At 71.4% G+C, this 18,593-nt stretch carries 20 protein-coding genes; 15 read left to right on the top strand and 5 right to left on the bottom strand.

All coding sequences use genetic code 11. From position 1 onward, the window contains the following. Nucleotides 1-157 precede the first annotated feature (157 nt). The 4 genes from ABT095_RS35260 to ABT095_RS35245 form a co-directional block, all read right to left on the bottom strand. Entirely contained in the window at nucleotides 158-598 is a 441-nt protein-coding gene (locus ABT095_RS35260) for a hypothetical protein (RefSeq protein WP_350533675.1), read from the bottom strand. Between the two features lie 93 nt (nucleotides 599-691). Next, nucleotides 692-1,186 carry an ATP-binding protein gene (locus tag ABT095_RS35255; RefSeq protein WP_350533674.1) on the bottom strand — a complete coding sequence of 165 codons (495 nt, stop codon included), beginning with the start codon at nucleotides 1,184-1,186 and terminating at the stop codon, nucleotides 692-694. Nucleotides 1,187-1,450: 264 nt separating this feature from the next. Next, nucleotides 1,451-1,666, bottom strand: coding sequence for a hypothetical protein (locus ABT095_RS35250; protein ID WP_350533673.1), 216 nt, complete (start codon nucleotides 1,664-1,666; stop codon nucleotides 1,451-1,453). 107 nt (nucleotides 1,667-1,773) lie between these two features. Beyond that, a complete protein-coding gene (locus ABT095_RS35245) occupies nucleotides 1,774-2,355 on the bottom strand; it encodes a hypothetical protein (protein ID WP_350533672.1) in 582 nt (193 codons plus the stop codon). A 343-nt stretch (nucleotides 2,356-2,698) separates the two neighbouring features. Here ABT095_RS35245 and ABT095_RS35240 point away from each other — a divergent pair, with 343 nt between their 5' ends. The 14 genes from ABT095_RS35240 to ABT095_RS35175 all read left to right on the top strand — a co-directional run bounded on the left by ABT095_RS35240 (nucleotide 2,699) and on the right by ABT095_RS35175 (nucleotide 15,415). Continuing rightward, nucleotides 2,699-3,478, top strand: a complete 780-nt coding sequence (locus tag ABT095_RS35240) for a GntR family transcriptional regulator (RefSeq protein ID WP_350533671.1) — start codon at nucleotides 2,699-2,701, stop codon at nucleotides 3,476-3,478. Continuing rightward, the gene (locus ABT095_RS35235; RefSeq protein ID WP_350533670.1) at nucleotides 3,475-4,035 is read left to right on the top strand and encodes a GNAT family N-acetyltransferase; all 561 of its coding nucleotides are present in this window, start codon (nucleotides 3,475-3,477) and stop codon (nucleotides 4,033-4,035) included. The genes ABT095_RS35240 and ABT095_RS35235 overlap by 4 nt, the downstream gene beginning before the upstream one ends. 215 nt (nucleotides 4,036-4,250) lie before the next feature. Continuing rightward, nucleotides 4,251-5,264, top strand: a complete 1,014-nt coding sequence (locus ABT095_RS35230; RefSeq protein WP_350533669.1) for a P-loop nucleotide/nucleoside kinase family protein — start codon at nucleotides 4,251-4,253, stop codon at nucleotides 5,262-5,264. Then, nucleotides 5,261-6,466 (top strand): HAD family hydrolase, encoded by a 1,206-nt coding sequence (locus ABT095_RS35225; RefSeq protein ID WP_350533668.1) that lies wholly within the window; start codon nucleotides 5,261-5,263, stop codon nucleotides 6,464-6,466. The genes ABT095_RS35230 and ABT095_RS35225 overlap by 4 nt, the downstream gene beginning before the upstream one ends. A 41-nt stretch (nucleotides 6,467-6,507) precedes the next feature. Further along, entirely contained in the window at nucleotides 6,508-7,314 is an 807-nt protein-coding gene (locus tag ABT095_RS35220) for an NAD(P)-dependent oxidoreductase (RefSeq protein ID WP_350533677.1), read from the top strand. Between the two features lie 1,095 nt (nucleotides 7,315-8,409). Beyond that, the gene (locus ABT095_RS35215) at nucleotides 8,410-9,747 is read left to right on the top strand and encodes a hypothetical protein (protein WP_350533667.1); all 1,338 of its coding nucleotides are present in this window, start codon (nucleotides 8,410-8,412) and stop codon (nucleotides 9,745-9,747) included. Continuing rightward, on the top strand, nucleotides 9,744-10,391 hold the full coding sequence (locus ABT095_RS35210) for a hypothetical protein (RefSeq protein WP_350533666.1): 648 nt from the start codon (nucleotides 9,744-9,746) through the stop codon (nucleotides 10,389-10,391). Before ABT095_RS35215 ends, ABT095_RS35210 begins: the two co-directional genes overlap by 4 nt. Further along, entirely contained in the window at nucleotides 10,388-11,221 is an 834-nt protein-coding gene (locus ABT095_RS35205) for a DciA family protein (protein ID WP_350533665.1), read from the top strand. The genes ABT095_RS35210 and ABT095_RS35205 overlap by 4 nt, the downstream gene beginning before the upstream one ends. 115 nt (nucleotides 11,222-11,336) lie before the next feature. Further along, nucleotides 11,337-11,897: a Uma2 family endonuclease gene (locus tag ABT095_RS35200; RefSeq protein ID WP_350533664.1), complete on the top strand. Its 561-nt coding sequence runs from the start codon at nucleotides 11,337-11,339 to the stop codon at nucleotides 11,895-11,897. A 1,089-nt stretch (nucleotides 11,898-12,986) separates the two neighbouring features. Next, a complete protein-coding gene (locus ABT095_RS35195) occupies nucleotides 12,987-13,643 on the top strand; it encodes a hypothetical protein (RefSeq protein ID WP_350533663.1) in 657 nt (218 codons plus the stop codon). A gap of 60 nt (nucleotides 13,644-13,703) precedes the next feature. Then, nucleotides 13,704-14,108, top strand: a complete 405-nt coding sequence (locus ABT095_RS35190; RefSeq protein WP_350533662.1) for a helix-turn-helix domain-containing protein — start codon at nucleotides 13,704-13,706, stop codon at nucleotides 14,106-14,108. Between the two features lie 370 nt (nucleotides 14,109-14,478). Continuing rightward, entirely contained in the window at nucleotides 14,479-14,634 is a 156-nt protein-coding gene (locus ABT095_RS35185; protein WP_350533661.1) for a hypothetical protein, read from the top strand. A 209-nt stretch (nucleotides 14,635-14,843) separates the two neighbouring features. Then, nucleotides 14,844-15,125 (top strand): hypothetical protein, encoded by a 282-nt coding sequence (locus ABT095_RS35180; RefSeq protein ID WP_350533660.1) that lies wholly within the window; start codon nucleotides 14,844-14,846, stop codon nucleotides 15,123-15,125. Further along, nucleotides 15,122-15,415 (top strand): hypothetical protein, encoded by a 294-nt coding sequence (locus ABT095_RS35175; protein ID WP_350533659.1) that lies wholly within the window; start codon nucleotides 15,122-15,124, stop codon nucleotides 15,413-15,415. The genes ABT095_RS35180 and ABT095_RS35175 overlap by 4 nt, the downstream gene beginning before the upstream one ends. Before the next feature lie 55 nt (nucleotides 15,416-15,470). Here the strand turns inward: ABT095_RS35175 and ABT095_RS35170 are convergent, their stop codons facing one another. Further along, nucleotides 15,471-18,140, bottom strand: a complete 2,670-nt coding sequence (locus ABT095_RS35170; protein WP_350533658.1) for an ATP/GTP-binding protein — start codon at nucleotides 18,138-18,140, stop codon at nucleotides 15,471-15,473. A gap of 163 nt (nucleotides 18,141-18,303) precedes the next feature. On the opposite strand from ABT095_RS35170, the gene ABT095_RS35165 reads away from it, so the two are divergent. Then, entirely contained in the window at nucleotides 18,304-18,585 is a 282-nt protein-coding gene (locus tag ABT095_RS35165) for a hypothetical protein (protein ID WP_350533657.1), read from the top strand. Nucleotides 18,586-18,593 lie beyond the last annotated feature (8 nt).

Below are 18,593 nucleotides of genomic sequence, written 5' to 3'. Positions count from 1 at the left end.
AGCGCTTCAGATGAGTTCACGAACGGGCTAACGGAGGAGCCCTCATAAGGTCACTGACCTGCGAAAACGACGTAGTTAGTTCGGTCAACAGGCAGCACACCGCGCGGTGGCGCCAGTCCATGACGGTCTCTCCTCTTCTTCTGTGCGGTCGGTGTGCTCAGGCGTTCTGGGGGAACCGGGCGGTGCGGGCGAGCTCGTGGAGCGCGGCGACCGTGCCGGGGTGGGCGGCCTCGTCCAGGACGTGGCGCTGCTCGAGGAGCGCGCCGCCGACGGCCGGCTGCGCGAGGGTGTGCTCGGCCCAGAACCGCAGGGCCTGCTCACCGGGCTCGGCGACGACCTGGTCGCGCTCGTCCCAGGCGGTGCAGTGCCAGCGGCCGTTGCTCTCGCCGAGCGTGCGGACCGTGATCCGCCAGGTCGGCCAGTCCTTGCGCGGGCCCGGGTCGATCGCCAGGACCTCGTAGACGGTGTCGGAGTAGACGCTGCGGTAGAAGCCGCCGACGCGGCGCGGGCCGATCTGGCGGGCGACCCACCGCCGGTAGCTGGCGGCCTCGTAGTAGGCGCGGCGGGCGGGGGAAGAGGTACGGGCGCGGTGCTTCATGAGGTGGCCTCCGGCCGGGAAGTTCGCGGAGCGCCGCTGCGCCCTGCGGACGGGTGTCCGGGGCGCAGCGGCGCGGGGGAGCGGGGCGGTCCGTCAGCCGGCGGCCGGGATGCGGCAGCGGATGCGCTTGCCGATCGCGGACGGGCGAACGGTCCAGCCGGGGGCGAGGACGTCGAGGAGGACCAGGCCGCGGCCGGACTCCGCCTCGTCGCTGTCCGGCGCGGTGCCGGTGCGGCGCGGGCCGACGCCGAACAGCGGGTCGTGGACGGTGACGACCGCGTCGTGGTCGGCGCGGTGGACCTCCACGACCAGCGGGACGTGCTCGCCGCAGGCCCGCACCGCGTTGCCGATCAGCTCGGACAGGACCAGCTGCGCGGACTCGGCGGTCTCCAGGTCGACGCCGTGGGCGACCAGGACGGTCAGGGCCAGGGCCCGCACGCTCTGCACGGTCTCCTGGTCGGCCGTCAGGTGGGCGGTGATCCCACCGAGGCGCTGGCGCAGGAACAGGCCCGGCCGGGACGCGGGCAGCACCGGGTCCTGCGCGGTCAGGCCGGGCGCGGTGCCGGTACCGAAGACGGTGGTGGTCATCGCCGACCCCCGCCCTGGCGGACCCGGCGCAGCGCCTCGTCCATGTCCGGGTCGCTGTCCCCCGCGGCCGGGTTCAGCTCGGGGCGTGCAATCATGGTGTGCAGCACAGTCGTTGCCTCTCTAATAGGCGCGACGATGACGGCCCCGGGATCGCCTTCCCGGGGCCGTCGCTGTTGGTGGGAGCAGCTCCTGCCGTCCCCCCGCCGTCCCCGCCCGGGCTGTCGGGGCGGAGGCGACGGGCAGCGTCGCAGGAGAACGCGCAGATCAGGCGTGGACGGGGGCCGCGGCGCCGGAGGCGTAGAACAGCGGGCGGCGGAATCGGTAGCGCGGGCCGCCTCGCAGCGGGGAACTCGCGGCGACCAGGCGGTCCTCAGTCGGCGTTCGCCTCTGGTCGTTAGAGCCGGCCGGGTTGGAGTCCGCCGGGGCGACGGGCGAGGTGAGCAGGTGGAGCAGGACGCGGGGAACGATGCCGTAGCGCACGAAGTGCCTCCTGGGATGCAAAGCGGCGGCCCGGAGAGTTCCGGGCCGCCGCAGCTGGCTGGTGATGTCGATTCAGTTCATGGCCGGGCCTGGCCCATCTGGTGCGGTCAGGCGGCGCGGCGGGCAGGCGCCGACGCGGTCGAGCGGTTCTCGTTCCAGTGCTTCTTCTGGGCCGGAGTCAGCTCCGCGGCGCCGGCCGCGGCGAGGCGGGCCTGGCGGCGCAGCTGGTAGGCGGCGTCGCAGGGGCGGCCGGAGCTGCAGGCGCGGCATCCGCGGGCCTGGTGGTCCTGAAGGGCAAGGCGGAATCGGGCGCCCGCCGCCTGCATCTGGGTGGTAGCCGGCTGGACCGGCGGGAGCACCTTGCCGATCAGCACCTTGGTGGCACGGCGGCTGGCGGCGTCGGTGCTGGCGTCCTTCAAGCGCTGCGCCTCCTTCGCGACGGTGAGGTCGATCTGGATGCGCTGTCCGCTGCCGGGGCAGCGGGTGTCCCGCATGAACTGCTTGCCCTCGTCGTCGCGCAGGCTGCGGCCGAGGTCGGTGGAGCGGTGCGCCGGGATCATCGAGCGGGTGAGCCGGCGCCAGGTGCGGCAGTCGGGGCAGACCACGGTCACGGGTTCGCCGAGGTGGAGCGTGATGTCGGACGGGTTGAACTGCGAGGCCTTCAGGACAGGCCGGCCGTTGTGACGCACTGGGTCTCCCTGGTCTTGGAGGCGTCGGGGGCGGTTGAGTTCTCCGCCCTTCACGGCCGAAGGGGCCGTGGAGAGCGGGCAGCTCAATCGCTGCGGTAGGGGCTGCCGTAGCCCGGCGCCGGGGGACCTCGTGGTTCGTCACCCCCGCGCCGTTGGGCCCGGTCAGGTCGAGCTATGGGGTTTTCAAGGAACAGTGCAAGGTGACCAACAAACACCACCTTGACCCCTTGCCCCGCTTGTTGGGACAAGTTGTATAGTGATCGTGCACCCACAGGGAGCTACAAGTCAAGGGGGTAAGCCCAACATGTACCAACAGGCTGGTTCAGTAGGGCAAGATGGGCCCATGAGCAAACCGCTGTATCGCCAGGTCGCCGACGCCCTTCGGGCGGAGATCGCCGACGGAGTCTTCGGCCCCGGCGACGACCTTCCCTCCGAGCGGGAGTTGCGCGAGCGCTTCGACGCCTCCCGCAACACGGTTCGACAGGGCTTGCAGCTGCTGGTCTCGGAGGGCTTGGTCAACTCCTCGCAGGGCCGCGCCTACCAGGTCAGGTCCCACGAGATCTTCGTCCTCAACGCATCGAAGTTCGAAAATCTGCAGTTCTCCCAGCGGGAGGACGGCGACTCGTACGACAACGAGGTGCTGCACGCCGGACGGCAGCCCCACCAGGAGTTCCGAGTCGAGATGGTGAAGGTCCCGCAGGACATCGCCGAGCGCCTCAAGGTCGCACCAGGCGAACAGGGAGTCCTCCGGTTCTGCCACCGGTTCGTTGACGACACGCCCTGGTCGACCCAGGCCACCTACTACCCGAAGTGGCTGATCGACGCCCACCCACGCCTTGCCGAGCCCGACGACATCGAAGAGGGCAGCACGAGATACCTGGCCGACCGGGGTCTCGAGCAAGTCGGCTACCACGACGAGCTGATGACCCGGATGCCGACTCCGGAGGAAGCACGCGAGCTCCAGATCGGTCCCGGCGTTCCGGTGCTGATCTGGATCCGTACCGGCTTCAGCACGGACAAGCCCGTGCGTTGCACGCGCACCACGTTCCGCGGCGACCTGAACCACATCACCTACGACCTGGGCGACCTCCGAGCCCACGCCACCGGAGGCGACCTTCATTGATCATCACCCGCGCAACGCCGACCGATCTGCCGCTGCTCCTCCAGTACCGGCAGGAGGCAGCAGGCTGGCTCAGCAACCTCGGGATCGACCAGTGGAGCAACGCCTTCCCCGAGGACCACATCCTGGCGAGCATCAAGGCCGGCAACGTCTTTCTCCTGAAGGACGGGCCCCGCACCGCTGGCACGATCACGCTCGACAGCGAACCCGAGCCCGACCTCTGGACAGAAGCCGAACTGCGCGAACCGTCCATGCACCTTCACAAGCTGATCGTGAGTCGCGCTTACGCGGGTCAAGGCCTCGGCAGTCGCCTGGTGGACTGGGCCAGCGACCGCACCGCGCAGGCTGGCGGCCGCTGGGTCCGAATCAACGTGTGGAGCACCAATGAGCGCCTTCAGACGTACTGGACCCGCCAAGGCTTCCAACATGTCCGGACCGTTGCAGGTGGAGGAGTCGGAGGCGCTGGCGTCGCCGGATGGCTCGGTCAACGCCCTGCGGATCGAAACGACCGCCATGGACTGGTCGAGAAGCTCACCGACCGGGCTGATGCCCTTGAGTAGGACTCCGTTGCCTTGCGGACTACCTACCACTTTCTATCGCCCCCCTCTTCGACCTGGTGAGGGCAATCACACCGGGAACGGAGCTGACACAGAATCACACCGACGTCATCAGCTACATCAACGACGTCGTACACACGTATTCACATCTGCATACACATGGGTTTTGGCTGGTCAGCCCTAGGCTGCCGGGCATGGTGACACTGGAGGGTGGGGGGATGGCGAAGGAACGTGCGGGGTGGCGGCCCGACCTGCTGCGTGCGCAGCGGGAGGCACATGGGCTGACGTTGGAGAAGGCGGGGGAGAAGCTGCGCCAGGTCGCCGAGGAGGCGAAGCTCAAGGGCATCCCGGCCGCGAATCCGCAGACGCTGTGGCAGCACGAGCAGGGTGAGGTCTACCCCGGGCCGCACTACCGGCGGGCCTACTGCCTGCTGTACCGGGCGACGGATCCGGAACTCGGATTTCGCGCGGCGCTGCCGGGCGAGGAGACCACGTTCCGTCTCACCCCTGCGAGCGACGACCACAACGGCACCCACGTGCTGGCTGTCGAGCGGGCGATCCACCGGATTGCACCGGGCGGCGACGAGGCCGACCACATGGGCGTGCAGCAGCGGATCCTGGACGCCTGGAAGCGGAGGCACACCGGTGGCGACCCGCACCGTCCGGTCGTGGTCCTGGTCGGCGGGTACGCCGGCAGCGGGAAGACGGAGTTCGCCCGGTTTCTAACCCAGCTGACCGGCTGGCCCCTGCTGGATAAGGACCCGTTGACCCGGCCCTTGGTGGAGCAGCTGCTGGTGGCCCTCGGCGGCGATCCGAACGACCGGCACACCGATCTGTACCGCGAGCGGGTGCGGAACGTCGAGTACGACTGCCTGATGCAGGCCGCCTGGGCCAACATCAACTGCCGGATCTCCACCGTGCTGTCCGCGCCGTTCATCTCGGAGATGACCAACCCGGACTGGATGCGCCGCCTTACGAACCGCTGCGCCTCGCTCGGTGTCGATGTCGCGCCGATCTGGGTCCGGTGCGATCCGGAGTCGATGCGCGAGTACATCACCTTCCGCTCGGCGGCCCGGGATGCCTGGAAGCTGCAGCGGTGGGACGAGTACCTGCAGACGATCGACGTCGACCTGCGTCCGGCGGTGCCGCACCTGGTTGTCGACAACCGGCTCGGCACGGCAATCTCCCTCGCCGACCAGGCCCGCCAGGCGATCCGGGAGGTCTACGCATGAACGTGGCCCCCGCCGTGCGCGGCGTGATCCTCTACGGCCCGCCGGCGGCCGGGAAGGACACCGTCACCCGGGCCTTGGCCGCTCTCGACCCGATGTTCTCGCTGTTCTCGCGGGTGAAGGTGGGGCCTGGCCGGTCCGCCGGCTACCGCATGGGCACGCCGGAGCAGCTGGAGGAACTGCGAGCGGCGGGCGCGGTCGTGTACGAGAACTCGCGGTACGACAGCACGTACGTGACGGACCGCCCCGGCCTGGACGCAGCGTTCGCAGCCGGGGTGCCCGTGATGCACCTGGGCCAGGTCGACGGGGTGCGGGCCGTGCTCGACGGCTACCCGGCACAGTGGCTGACCATCCTGCTGTGGTGCCCGCGGAAGGTGACCGAGACGCGATCGACCGGTCGCGGCGACGTGGACACTCCGGCGCGGCTGGCCGCGTGGGACGCGACCCAGGCCGACCTCGACACCAACCCGAACTTCCACTTCGACCTGACCATCCGCACCGATGAGGTTGGGCCCGAGGCCGCCGCCGCGCAGATCCACCAGGCGCTCACCGCGCCGCGCGGTGACCTGGTGCTGGTCGACTTCGACGACACGCTGATCGACCGGCTCTCCGCAGTGACGGCCTGGGTGGCCAGGTACTGCACGGAACACGGCCTGGATCCCGCGGTCGAACAGCGGATGCTCGAGGCCATGCGGATCCGAGCGGACGTGAGCCTGGCCGAGGCCTTGTGCGCCGAGCTCGGCCTCCCGCAGTCGGCAGGCACACTCTGGGCGCGGTACGAGCACGAGCTCGCCGCGTCGGTGAAGCCCTTCCCCGGCACGATCGAGGCACTGACCGCCGTTCGAGAGGCCGGCCACCAGGTCGTCGTCGTCACCAACGGCGGCACTCAGATCCAGCGCTCCAAGCTGACGGCGTCAGGAATCACCGACGTGGTCGACGCCGTGTGCATCTCCGAGGAGGTCGGTACCCGGAAGCCGGACCGCCAGATCTTCGAGGCCGCAGCCGCCAGCGTCGGCCGGGACCTCTCCCAAGGCGGGTGGATGATCGGCGACAACCCCGACCTGGACGTCGTCGGCGGCCGGAACGCCGGGCTACGCACCGTGTGGATCTCGCACGGTCGCCCCTGGACCGGCGGCATGGAACCGGACCACATCGCACCCACCCCCGTGGAGGCGTTCGCTCTTCTTCGTGGCGGTGGCCGGTGACGCAGGATCAGCGGGTTCTCGGCGTGCTGCACCCGGGAAGCATGGGTGCGGCCGTCGCGGCCTGTGCGGTGTCGGCCGGGACCAGGGTGCTGTGGTGCCCGGCCGGACGAAGCGCCGCGACCGTGCGACGCGCTGAGCAGGCCGGGCTGGAGCCGGTGACCGAACTGGGCGAGCTGTTCCAGCGGGCCCAGATCGTGCTGAGCCTGTGTCCGCCGGCCGCGGCCGAGGACGTCGCCCGAGAGGTCGCCGGGTACCGGTTCACCGGGGTCTACGTGGAAGGCAACGCGATCAGCCCGGACCGGGTGCAGCGCATCGCCGACCTGGTGGGCCGCAGCGCCCGGGCAGTAGTGGACGGCTCGGTGATCGGCTCCCCGCCGGTCGGCGGAAAGCACACGCGACTGTTCCTCTCCGGCCCGTCCACCGCCACCGCGCTGGTGACGCCCTTGTTCTCGGGCACTCCGGTGTCTACGCCGGTTCTGGGCGAGGAGATCGGTCAGGCCTCCGCGCTGAAGGTGTCCTACACGGCCTACCAGAAGGCCAGCCGGGTGCTCGCCGCGCTTTCCTATGGCCTGGCGCGCCACCACGGCGTCGACCAGGCGCTGCTGGACGTGGCCGGCAAGCGGATCGGCAGCTACCTGGTCGAGACCGACTACATCGCCAAGACGGCAGCTCGAGCGTGGCGGTGGGCTCCGGAGATGGAGGAGGCCGCCGACACGCTGCGCGCAGCAGGGCTGCCGGACGAGGTGCTGCGCGCGGTGGCCAGCACGCTCCAGCGTTGGACGGATACGAAGGACCTCGACGACCTGTCGATGGAGACCGCCCTGGACCTGCTGCGGAGGTCCGAGTGACAAGGGATTTGTCGGACCGTCCGATCGTTGGGACGTCAGATCGACACGGAGATCTTGCGCCTACTCTCCGCGTTGTCCACAGGGGTACGCTTGCCCCGACAGTGATCCAAAATGCACTTCGCCGCCCGGACCCGAAGGACCGGACGGCGTTCAAGTGGATCGGCGCCCCCTGCCAGGGGCCCGTCCCGGTCAGCCACGTAAGGGGTGGTGACGTGATGCAGGGTACCCGCAGTGGCACCCCCTCATACGCGCGGCACCCCGCCGTGGAGTCGACCGGGAGTTCCCGGGTCTCGCTCCGGCGGGGTGCCGTCGTCGTGTGTATGGCCGGTCACGGCGGCCCCCAAGGTGGGGGTGTCCCGTGACCTAGCCCTCGTCTGCGGTGCCTGACCCCGGCAAGGGTCTAGCTCCGCCGCCGCTCTCCGGACTTTCCACCCGGATCAGCGGCCTTCCTGCTCCGCCCCGCTCTCGGGCTTTCCAACCGTTGAGCGGGTTGCTGGGGATCGGACTTTCCACCCGGTCACCAGCGGTCCTACCGGCCTCCGCCAGGAGGCCAATCCAAATCGGTGGTCCCTAGCCAGGACCAGCACCACCCCGGCTTCCAACCGGGCGAAGTACCAGCTCCGACAAGGAGCCATTCGCAGTCGGGGCCTTTCCAGGGGCCTCGGCTGCACCCGCACCACCACGACCCGCGCGAACGAACGAACGAGCGAGCGGAGGCAGTTCGGAACCCCCCGGAGGGGGCTTCTTTCACACCCGCAGGGGGCGCTTCTTGCTGGCGTCCCCGAGGGGGCGCCGTGGTGTCCCCATGTGCCTGTAGGGAGCGTTGTCATTTTGCAGCAGGTCAGGACCCCTTTCCAGTCCCGCCGTGTCCCCGTGGCGGCAGGTGGTATCCCCGGTTTGAGCTCGGAGGATGGCGGGAGGGAGGGGGGAGATCTCTCCTCCCCCCGTGCTGCCTTGGCATTCGTCCAGGGACCGGTTGAGGGACCGGTTGTCGAACTCGCCGCGCACGCTGTCGACAATGTGACGCACATCACTCTTCCGGGCGACGCTTCGAGCGTCACACGATCGGGTCCGAACAACACCGTTCCAGCCGTCGTGGCCGTTCCTGGCCAGCGCCAGGAGGTGGCCGACGCTGCTCTCGTGGTCCCGGCGAAGAAGGCCGCGTGGGTGCCGGAGCAGCAGCACCTGGTATCGGGTACGGCGGGACGGATCGTGCTTGACGGCTACTCCTGGATGCAGGCGGTGCACTGGGTACACGGCGCCGGCCTCTACGTCCCGCCATCGCGGCGGCCGAAGTTCAGCGAGACGACGCTGCGGCTGGCGCGGATCCTGTCGGAGCTGACGCCGTGCCGGCCGAGCATCGCGTTCCTGATGCGCGCGATGCAGTGCAGCCGCCGGACGGTGCAGTACCACCTGGAGATCCTGCGGGCGACGGGCCTGCTGGCCTGGCGCTCGGTCGGCACCAGGCTGCCGATGATGCCCGGTCAGGTCCGGGTGGACTGCCGCGCCAGCGAGTACGAGCGGCTGATCCCGCTCTCCTACGACCAGGCGCTCGGCATCCGGACCGCGGGCGAGGGCCTGGAGCGGCGGATGACCGGCATCTCGGAGCAGGGCCGGGCCGTGATCGCGGAGCTTGGGAGGAAGGCCGCCCGGAAGCTGCGTCGTCCCCGTCGTACCGCTCGTCACAGCCGTGCCCGACAGTCCGTCAGCACCCCGCGTTGCACCCCAATGGAGGGTGGTACCACTGACTGCCTGAGCTCTCCCTCCGTGCGTGATTCAAAAACTACGGGCGAGGCCCGTGAGACGACGTCCAGCACCAGGAAGAAGCGCGCTGCGCGGCAGGCCGGGGAGCGGCGTCGGACGGTGCTCGGGCAGGTCGTCACGGCGGCGATGATGGCGGCCGGCGACCGGCTCGCCCGCGTCGCGTACCGGCGGTTGCCGTGGGTCCGGCAGGCGAGCCACGACCAGCTGCGGTGGGTCCTCAACGACGTCGTGGCACGGGGCTGGGACGAGCAGCGCGCGGTGGCCTGGCTGGGCGAGATCGCAGGCCAGTACGGGTGCGCCGGGATGCTGTGGCGCCCGGAGCGGCCGCACTCGCTGATCGCGCACGCCCTGCGTCAGGACGTCGAGCAGGAGCGGCACGACCAGGCGGTGGCCGAGCGGGCCGCCGTCCGGGTCGAGGACACCTCCGTGGCCGCGGTCCAGGAGCTGACCGGCGAGCTGGAGTTCATGACGGACCTGTTCGGCGCGGCCGCCACCACCGCGCCCGCGACCAGGCAGGACCTCCTCGAAGCCGCCTACCTGCCCGCGGCCGCACTCGCCCAGATGGAAGCCGCCGGCGACCAGGCCCTCGAGCGCTTCGGTGTCGACCTGGTCGCCCGGTACGCCCACCTCGCCGCCAGTCCCAACGTCCAGCTCGGAGTGACCCGATGACCGACGACTCCCGCATCGCGCCGTGGCGGGCCTTCCCCTGGTGGACCCTGGCCGCCACCCCCGCCCTGGCCGCCCACACCGTGCCGGTCTACGACCCGCAGACCGGCGAGCTGCTTGTGCTGTGCGACACCAGGGCCTACCTGCTCCAGACCAAGCTGCTCACCACGTCCCTGCTCGCCAAGCTCAACCGCTTCACCGGCGCTCCCCAGGTCACCGCGCTGCGCCTGGTCCTCGCCTCGACCAGCGTCGTCGTCACCGGCCCGGCCGGCTGGGCCGACGAGCAGCTGGTCGAGGACGTGCTGCTGGAGACCTGGCACGACCTGGTCCAGGACCGCGGCCCGCTCCATCTGCTGGCCGTGCGCCACGTCGAGGCCGCCGGCGAGGTCGGCGATCTGGCCCGCCGCTGGGCCGAGACCAACGACCAGCCCACCGAACCGGTCCGCTGCGACGGCCTGTGCGGCTGCCTCGATCTGGGCGTGGGCCCTGATCACAGCCACCCGCCGCTCACCGACGAGGACCTGGCCGCCCGGCTCATCAAGGACGCCGGCCTGGTCCTCGCCTTCATCGACCACCGGGTCCTGGACACGCAGATCGCCGACGCCGCCGAGCGCGCCCGCATTCCCGTCAGGAGGTTCACCGCATGACCAGCACCACCCAGGAGCCCGGCGGCGCCGACCTGGCCCGCACCGCACTGCGTGCCGCCCGCCGCACCGCCCGCCGCAACGGCAACGCCCCCCTCAAGAAGACCGTCCCGACCCGCCAGCAGATCGCCCGCGCCGGCCGGGACGCCCGCGACCCCTCCACCCTCGCCGCCGTCGTGCCCGCCATGGCCGCCGCCCAGGGCTGGGCGCTCGGCACCGCCCAGGGCGCCATGCGCAACAACTGGGCCCAGCTCGTCGGCGCAGAGGAAGCCACCCACTGGGCCCCGGCTGGCTTCAACGCCGACACCCGCACCCTGCGCATCGCCTGCGACTCCCCGGCCTGGGCCACCAAACTGCGCCTGGAGCAGCGCCAGCTCCTCGCCAAACTCAACGCCGCCCGCCCCGACACCGTCCGCGCCATCGACATCCGCGTCGGCGCGGCCGCCGTACCCACTCCGGCTCACGACGTCGAACCGGCCCCGGCCCGGCAGCACGCCGCCCCGGCGACCACTCCGAGCGCGCCCCCGCTCGCCGACAACGCCGTCTACCAGCAGCTCCGCCAGCAGATGCGCGACCAGGCCCAGGCCCGTCAGGCCGCGCTCGACGAACAGGCTGCCGCGAAGGAGGAGATCTTGCGCCGGCACTACAACCGCCTGCGCGAACCCGAGAGCGCCCACTGCCCCTGCGTCGAGGACGAGCAGGCCCTGGCCCGAACTGCCCGGGCCCGCGATGCCCTCGCCCGCCACCATGCCGCCCTCGCCGTCGCCCGAGGCCACGCCGTCCCGCTGCGCACCAACCGCGTCCAGCCGGCCACCCTCTCCGGTGCCGCGTAACACCTGATCGTGACCGGCCCACCGGGCCGGTCCGCCGTACGAAGCCGTAGCCGGTACCGCCGGAGGTCCCCACCGAGGACAATGAGGGCAGGTGCCGGGTGAAAGGAAGGGACCTGTGAGCGTTGCAGTCACCGAGCACAGCGGGCCGTGGACCGTCGAAGACGTCCTGGCCCTGCCCGAAGACCCCCGCAACCGGATCGAGCTGGTCGGGGGAGCGCTGCTGATGAGCCCGAGTCCCGGTGTCCCGCACCAGCGCGCCAGCCTCCGCTTCGCCATGCTCCTGAGCCTGGCCATCGACAACGCCGAAGCCCCGTTCGAGGTGCTGGAGGCCGTCAACGTGGTCGTGCCCGACGGGTTGCTGATCCCGGACCTGGTCGTCGCCGACGCGGCGGCCGCCGCCGAGGCAGGCACCACCCTGAGCGCGCACGACATCGTCGTGGCCATCGAGATCGCCTCGCCGTCCACCCGCGTCGCCGACAAGAAGATGAAGCCCAGCCTGTATGCCGCGGCCGGGATCCCGCACTACTGGCGCCTCGAACTCGAACCCGCCCCCCGCCTCTACCTCGGGCACCTCGAGCGCGGCCTCTACGTCGACCGCCTCGTCCAGGTCGGCGAGACCACCGCGCTCACCGACCCGTTCCTCCTCGACCTCGACCCGGCGAGGCTGCGCCGGTAGTCCGCACGCACCGTGATGGCCGGGCCCCTCAGCTGAGGTGTCCGGCCATCGGCACGTCGGAGGGCCGGGCGGCAGTCCCGGCCCTCCCCCTCGCTCTCCCCCACTCGCGGGAACGTCGGCCACCTGCCCTGCCGCCCAGGCCGGGACCGGGCGGCAACTGCGGGCTGATGCGGACCGCGGCGGCCTGGGTGGCTGGGCGCGGCGTGCTCCGCCCCCGCACCCGTGGCCAGCGCCTTGGATGCGCTGGACCATCCCCCGGTCGAGGGCCTGAGCCGCCAGTCCGCCAGCAGGGCCGTGGCCGGCCCCGCCGTCGGCCCGTCGCCTCACCGGCCGGGCCGTGGACGGCCCGACCTGGCCCCCGCCCCCTTGAAGCAGTGGCGGGTGCCCGTGCTGGGCGGTGCCACCTACCGATCCGGCCCGCACCGAGTACCCGACCTGCCCGTCACCGACTGGTTGCCGACGTCACCACCCACCTGACGAACACCTTGTTGCCCACCATCACCACCTGGAAGCGCTGCCTGGAACCACCCGTGCCCGCACTCGCCACTGAGCGGCAGCACCAGCAGCGGCAGAGCACGGACACCAGCTGCCGAACTCGTAGGCATGGAAAGGGCCGTCAAGGCCCGGGTCCGGCGGCAGCCGGACTTCCATGACTGGCGCAGTGAGCCCGGCTAGCCCCAGCCAGCAGGCCGACCTCGGTGCCCAGCCCGGGCGGCGGCAGCGGCACGGACCGCCCGCCCGCCGGAGGGCCCAGTCGCCAGCAGCAGCAGCGCGGGGTGCTCGGCACCTCGTGTTGCGCGCGTTACGACGGCGGGTTCCTGTCACTGATGAGAAGCAGATCCCCAAAAACTGCCTCTGACCTGCGCTTATTCAGCGAGGAACGTTTCAGAGATCTGAAACACAAGGAATCGCTGGTGTTAGGCGTCTCTGAAACAAACCTTCCCCGCTGGCCCCGGGCTGGACCCTCGTGCGGCGGCAGTCACCCGGTAGCGCCCACTTGACCGTGTCGTTCTGGAAATCTGAAACAGCGTGGTTAAGTCTGTGCTACCGTCTTGATCGTTCCGTTCATGATCAGAGATGGGTGCCGCGATGACCGACCGCCTGCTCCCCGCCAAGGGTCAGCGTGTGATCACCGAGCTCGACCGCAAGGGCAACGTGATCGTCCGCGTGCAGACGGTCAAGTCCCGTGAGTTCGAGTCCGGTTACGACTCGCTCGGCGACCCGGTCCTCGGCTACGTCACCGACGCGCGGATCATGCTGGAAGTGCTCGGCAGCCTGCGCGCCCCGGGCGGCTGGTTCCAGACCTGGTGCAAGGTGCTCTCCCTCCAGCGGATGGGCTCGGGCACCCCGAAACGCCCCAACACCCCCGGCTACGTCCGCACCACCCAGCGCGATCTCCAGTCCCGCACCGGCCTCTCGCCTGCCACGGTCTCCGAGGCGATGCAGTACTTCTCCTCCCTGCCCTGGGTCCGCCCGGCCGGGCGGGGCCTGCTCCAACTGAACCCCTTCCTGACGGTCGCCATCGGTTCGGGGGATCATGAGAGGGTGCAGCAGGAGTGGCTGGACGCCGTCGGCGACACCTTCCTGCTGCCGGGCCCCGACCACCCTGCGGAGTGGCGCGAGATCCGCGCCGCTGCCAAGGACGAGGCGAAGAAGGTGAAGCAGGCCGCCGTGGGGGAGAACGTGGTGCCGATGAAGCGCGCGTCCGGCCGGAAGGCCCAGCCCAAGCGCTCCGCCGCTGTCTGAGCCCAGTCCGCACCCGGGCAGCCGGCTACGGCAGCCCCGAGATCAGGAAGGACCAGCACCATGGCGTACATCGCCCCGCTTCCGTCGGCCCCGGTTGTCCTCAGCCGGGAGGCGCTGGAGGTGCTCTCGCTGGTCGACCTGACCGCCAGCGCTCACCGGCTCCTGCACCTGTTCCTCGCTCGGTTCGACCCCGACTTCGGCACCGTGAACCTGAGCCAGCGGGACATGGGAGAGCTGCTGGCCCTGTCCCACCCCTCGGTGAACAAGGCCGTCGGCGCCCTGGACCGCGCGAAGCTTGCCTGGCAGATCGACGACGCGCTCTACCAGCTCCACCCCGTCCTCACCGGCGGCAAGATGGCGGACCGTCTGGCGGTCGTTCCGGAGATCGTGGTGTCCGACCCCGACTCACTGCGCGAGGTCCGGCGCCGGCGCTACAGCCGGCAGACGGAGAGCCTGCCCGCCTGACCGGTAGCGCAGCGTTAACCGCGACGTTCTGCGTCTCTGAAACGTTCTGCACCCGCACCGCCTGGCATGGGCGCAGCCCGCACTCTGAGGCCCGCTTCGGCGGGCCTCAGTGCTGTTTCCGCAGGTCGAAGCGCAAATCGGATGCGGCCGGTCTGCCTCGGAGCGGGAGGGGCGGTAGCAGGAGCTTAACCGCTTTGTTCTGGAGATCTGAAACAACGGGGCGGTCTGGCCCTGGTGGCCAGGGCCAGACTGCTATCACCGGTGCTAGCGGTTTGGCCTACCGGGCTCGTCAGGGCTGCGAGACTGGTGATCATGACTGACCGCCGCAGGCTTTCCCTGCGCTTCTCCGAATTCCGCCACCGACGCTCCCGTGCCAGCTCAGTCCGGCGGGCGCCGACTGCTGCCGGTTGAGCAGGGCGCCGACTTCCGCCAGCCGCCCAGCGAGACCGCGGCGGCGCCCGTGCCGGCCCGGCGTCCGCTCGCGGCCGGCGGCCTGACCTTCTCCGACCGGGACCGGCAGATCTGACCGGCCCAACCCCCGCAGCCGGGACCTGGGGTGCTTCCGTTCTCGAGGTCCCGGCTGGCTGTGGTCGACGGCACTTCGTCCGCCGTCCGGCGTCTTTCCCGGGCGGTAGCCGTGTCGGACTCGCGGGGTGATGCCCCGGGTACCGTCGGGCCCTGTCGGCGGAGGACACTGGTACCGGTCCCGCCCGCTCGAGACTTCCGGAGGACATGGTGAGCGCAGCGCCCCTGCACGGCCACCACGACGGCAGCCAACCCGTCCCGCGCACCCAGGACGGCGTCGCCGCGGCGCTGCCGCCGGCGCAGCGGATGGAGTTCTACCGGGAGATGGGGGAGGCCGACGTCGAGACGATCGGCGGCGTCCTGAAGCGGTGGTGGCTGCGGGCGGAGCTGTACCGCGACCCGGAGGGCGACCGGATCCACGCCGCCGTCCAGGCCGGCACCGCCCCCGGCACCTCCGCGTCCGCGGTCCTGCGCCGTCTTGGGGCCCTGTGAGCGACCACGGCGACTTCCCGGACGACGAGCACGACCCGATCACCCTCTCCCCGGTCGTCGAGGAGTTTCTCGGCGACCCGGGCACGCCGGCCGACGTCTTCTCCGCGGTCGTGGCGTTCCTGGTCGACCTGCGCGAAAACCCCTTTCCGCACCTGAGCATGCCGGTGCCCGGCCGGCCGGGCATGCACTCGGCGCCGCTGCGCCGGGATCTCGGGCTGGTCGAGTACGCGGTGAACGAGGCGCAGGATCCGCCGCGGATCTACGTCTCCCGGATTCTGCGGGCGGACTGAGCCCGAGCAGGCCGACCGCGGGTGGAGGCTCGTCTCTTCCCGGGGCCGGCCTCTTCTACTGCTGCGCGAGATGGGCCTGGCGGGTCGTGACCAGGGTTCGCCACCTGGTGCGGACCGTCTCTTCGCCGTCGAGCCATCGGGTGCTGGACGGTGCGGGCAGTGGTCGGCCGCCCATGAAGTGGGCGATGTCCAGGTAGTAGGCGAAGTCGCTGCTGGCGGTGGCGTCGCGCAGGCGGGCGATGGCGGCGGTCAGGCCGTCCTGGTCGTCGCGGACGGCGTGGTGGAAGGCGAGCGCGGTCTCCAGCAGCGGGATGAGCCAGGGCAGGCCGGCGACGTCGATCTGGGCTCGCAGGACGGCGGTGCGGTCGGCGATGTCGCGGTCGTCGCCTCCGGCGTCGCGGACCAGGCCGGCCACCTGGAGGTGCAGGACGGTGGCGCGCTGGTCGAGAGGCTCCAGGTACTGGCGGGCGAGGTCGATCTCAGCGTCGGCCCGGTCGGGGTCGGTGAACGCGGTGACCAGGGCCAGGCGGGTCTGCGCGATGGCCCGCTCGCCGGGTGCGTCGTGCTGTTCGGCCTCGGCCCGCCCGTCGCGCAGGGCCTGCGCGGCCGCGGTGAAGTCGCCCTGCGGCCAGAGGATGTCGCCGCGGACGCGGTGGCGGCGGCTCTTCCACGTCAGGGTGGAGGCGGCTGCCAGCGCGGCGGGGAAGTCGCCGGCGATGCGGGCGAGGTTGGCGATGCCGCGCTGTGCCTGCCCGGCGAGGCGGCCGCCGGCGGCGGCGACCAGTTGCATGCCCTCGAGGGAGGCGGCGGTGCGGCCGAGGTCCTTGTCGGCCTTGGCCCGGTAGTAGCGGGCGAGCTGCGCGAGTTCGTCGGAGAGCAGGCCGGTGTCGAGGACGGCGGTCAGGCGGCGGGCGGTCCGGTCGCGGTGTTCGTGCTGGCGGCGGCTGATGGCGGTCAGCAGTTCGGCCAGGGCGTCGGCGGGCGTGTCGGCGGCAGGGCCGTCACCGTCTGCGGGGGCGGGTGGGGCGATGGGTTCCCACACGGAGTCGTCGATGTAGGCGAAGGCGGCGTCGATCAGCCACGCGAGGTCGTCCAGGTGGTGGTCGCGGGCCAGCCGCAGGCCTTGGCGCAGGCATGCGACGAGCCAGGCCCGGCCGGCCGCGGTGGCGTGGGTGCGCCACTGCCCGCCGAGCGCGGCCAGGGCCCGCTGGGCGGCCTGGTGCCAGTCGGCAGGGGTCCACCGGTCCGCCGCCTGGGTGTCGTCGGTTTGCAGTGCGGCGCGGATGGCGCCGTGCAGGTGGTAGGGCCAGATCGCGTACGGGTCTTCGCTGACCATCGGCCGCTCCACGAGGCGCCGGGCGGCGGCCTGGTGGGCCAGGCCGGCGGCCTGGGTGGCCAGGTCGAGGTCGAAGGCGTCCAGCAGGGAGGCGCTGCGCAGGACGTGGCGCTCGTCCTCGGTGAGGTCGGACAGGGTGCGGGCGATCAGGGCGGGGAAGGTGTGGTCGAAGTCGCCGGGTTCGGGGGTGCGGCCGGTGCGGCGGATCTCCAGGAAGCGGGCGACGGCCAGGTCCAGGTGCAGGGGCAGGCCGTGGGAGCGGGCGGTGATGACGGCGCGCACGTCGGCGGGGATGAGCGGGGCGCCGTCGTGGGTGAGGCGGCTCGCGAGGTAGTGGTCGCAGTCGCTCGTGGAGAAGTCGCCGAGCAGGTGCTGGCGCTGGCCGCCCGCGGCGTGGGCCGGCTGCTGCCTCTTCGGTGCCAGGCCGGGCCAGGCCGTGGGGCCGGTGTAGTCGAGCTGTCCCTGCAGCGTGGTCTCGCCCCACGCGAGGCGGTTGCGGCCGGCGATGACGAAGAAGCAGTTCGGCATCAGCCAGACCATGCGCTGCAGCAGCCGCTCCAGGTCGCGGTGCCGGTCCTCCGTGTCCTCGAAGGTGTCCAGCAGGACGACCGGCACGACCGTGTGCTTGGCGGGCAGTCGGCTGATCTCCCAGGCCAGCAGGTGCGGGTAGAAGGACAGCGCCTCCAGGTCCGCGTCGGCTTCCAGCAGGGCCGCGGTGCGGGCGGCGCCGGCCAGCGCCCGGGCCCGCTCGCGGCGCTCACGCAGCGCCGTGACGAGCGCGGTCGCGACCTGCCCGGCCGCCGAGCCGACCAGGCCGGGCAGCTGCAGCGAGCTCGCGATCTCGCCGACCGCCGCGCCGAGCTGGCCTGGCAGCAGTTCCCCGACCTTGCCCATCAGTCCGGTGCGCCGGATGTACTCCTCCAGCGGCTCGCCGGGGTGCTGGGAGTCCCAGTAGCGGCGCAGTGCCAGGTCGAAGCTGGGCAGCGGCCGGCCGACTGCTCCGGCCAGAGCGAGGCGGATCGTCAGGACGACCCGCTCGAAGTCGGAGCCGGTCGAGGCCGAGCGGGAGAGGTCGATGCGTACCGGCAGCAGCCGCTCGCCCGCGCCGATCCCGGTGCCCCACTGCTGGGGCCGCTGGTCGGCGGCGGCGAGGGAGGCTTCGAGCTTGCGCAGCAGGGTGGTCTTGCCGATGCCGCCGACGCCGTGGAAGGCGATCACGTGGGTGCGCGGCTTCTCGAGGTCCTCCACGTCGAAGCCGGGGGCGGCGATGGTGCGCAGGTGCTCCTCGAGGGCGGTGGCGACCAGGGACCACTGGTGCTGCCGGTTGGTGAACGCCTCGGCGCTGTCGACCGGGTCGTTGGAGCTGAACAGCGCGCGAAGGTCGGCCACGGTATCCCCCCAGGACATGTCATCTGAGGCCAATTTAGGTGATGGACCAGGTCAGGGGGCAGGATCAGGCGGGAAAGGGGCCGGGAACCGGCCACTGGCCAGCCCGTCCGAGCCGGCCGGCGGCGTCTCGGCCGAGACCGTTCGAAGCCCGAGGTGGTTCGCCGTGCACACTCCCCCGTCCGCATCGCCCTCGTCGTCCGGGGACGGTGGCGCTTCCATCGAGGCCGCCCGGGCGGCCATCGGCGCCGTCATCTCCTGGTACGGCCGCCAGATGATGACCGCCCGGCGCGCCGGTGACCAGCAGCGCCTGGCGGAGCTGGCCGAGCAGCAGCAGGCATGCGGCGAGGACCGGGAGCGGCTCAGCGACGCCGGGCCCGGGGAGATCGCCCGGATCACCGAGCTGTACACCGAGCGGTTGAAGGCCCTGGGGGCCGACGAAGACTAGGCGGGCCT

Source organism: Kitasatospora sp. NPDC002227 (genome assembly GCF_040296285.1).
Taxonomy (GTDB): domain Bacteria; phylum Actinomycetota; class Actinomycetes; order Streptomycetales; family Streptomycetaceae; genus Kitasatospora.
The sequence above is the reverse complement of the archived record's forward strand: the minus strand, read 5'-3'. Positions and strand labels throughout refer to the sequence as shown.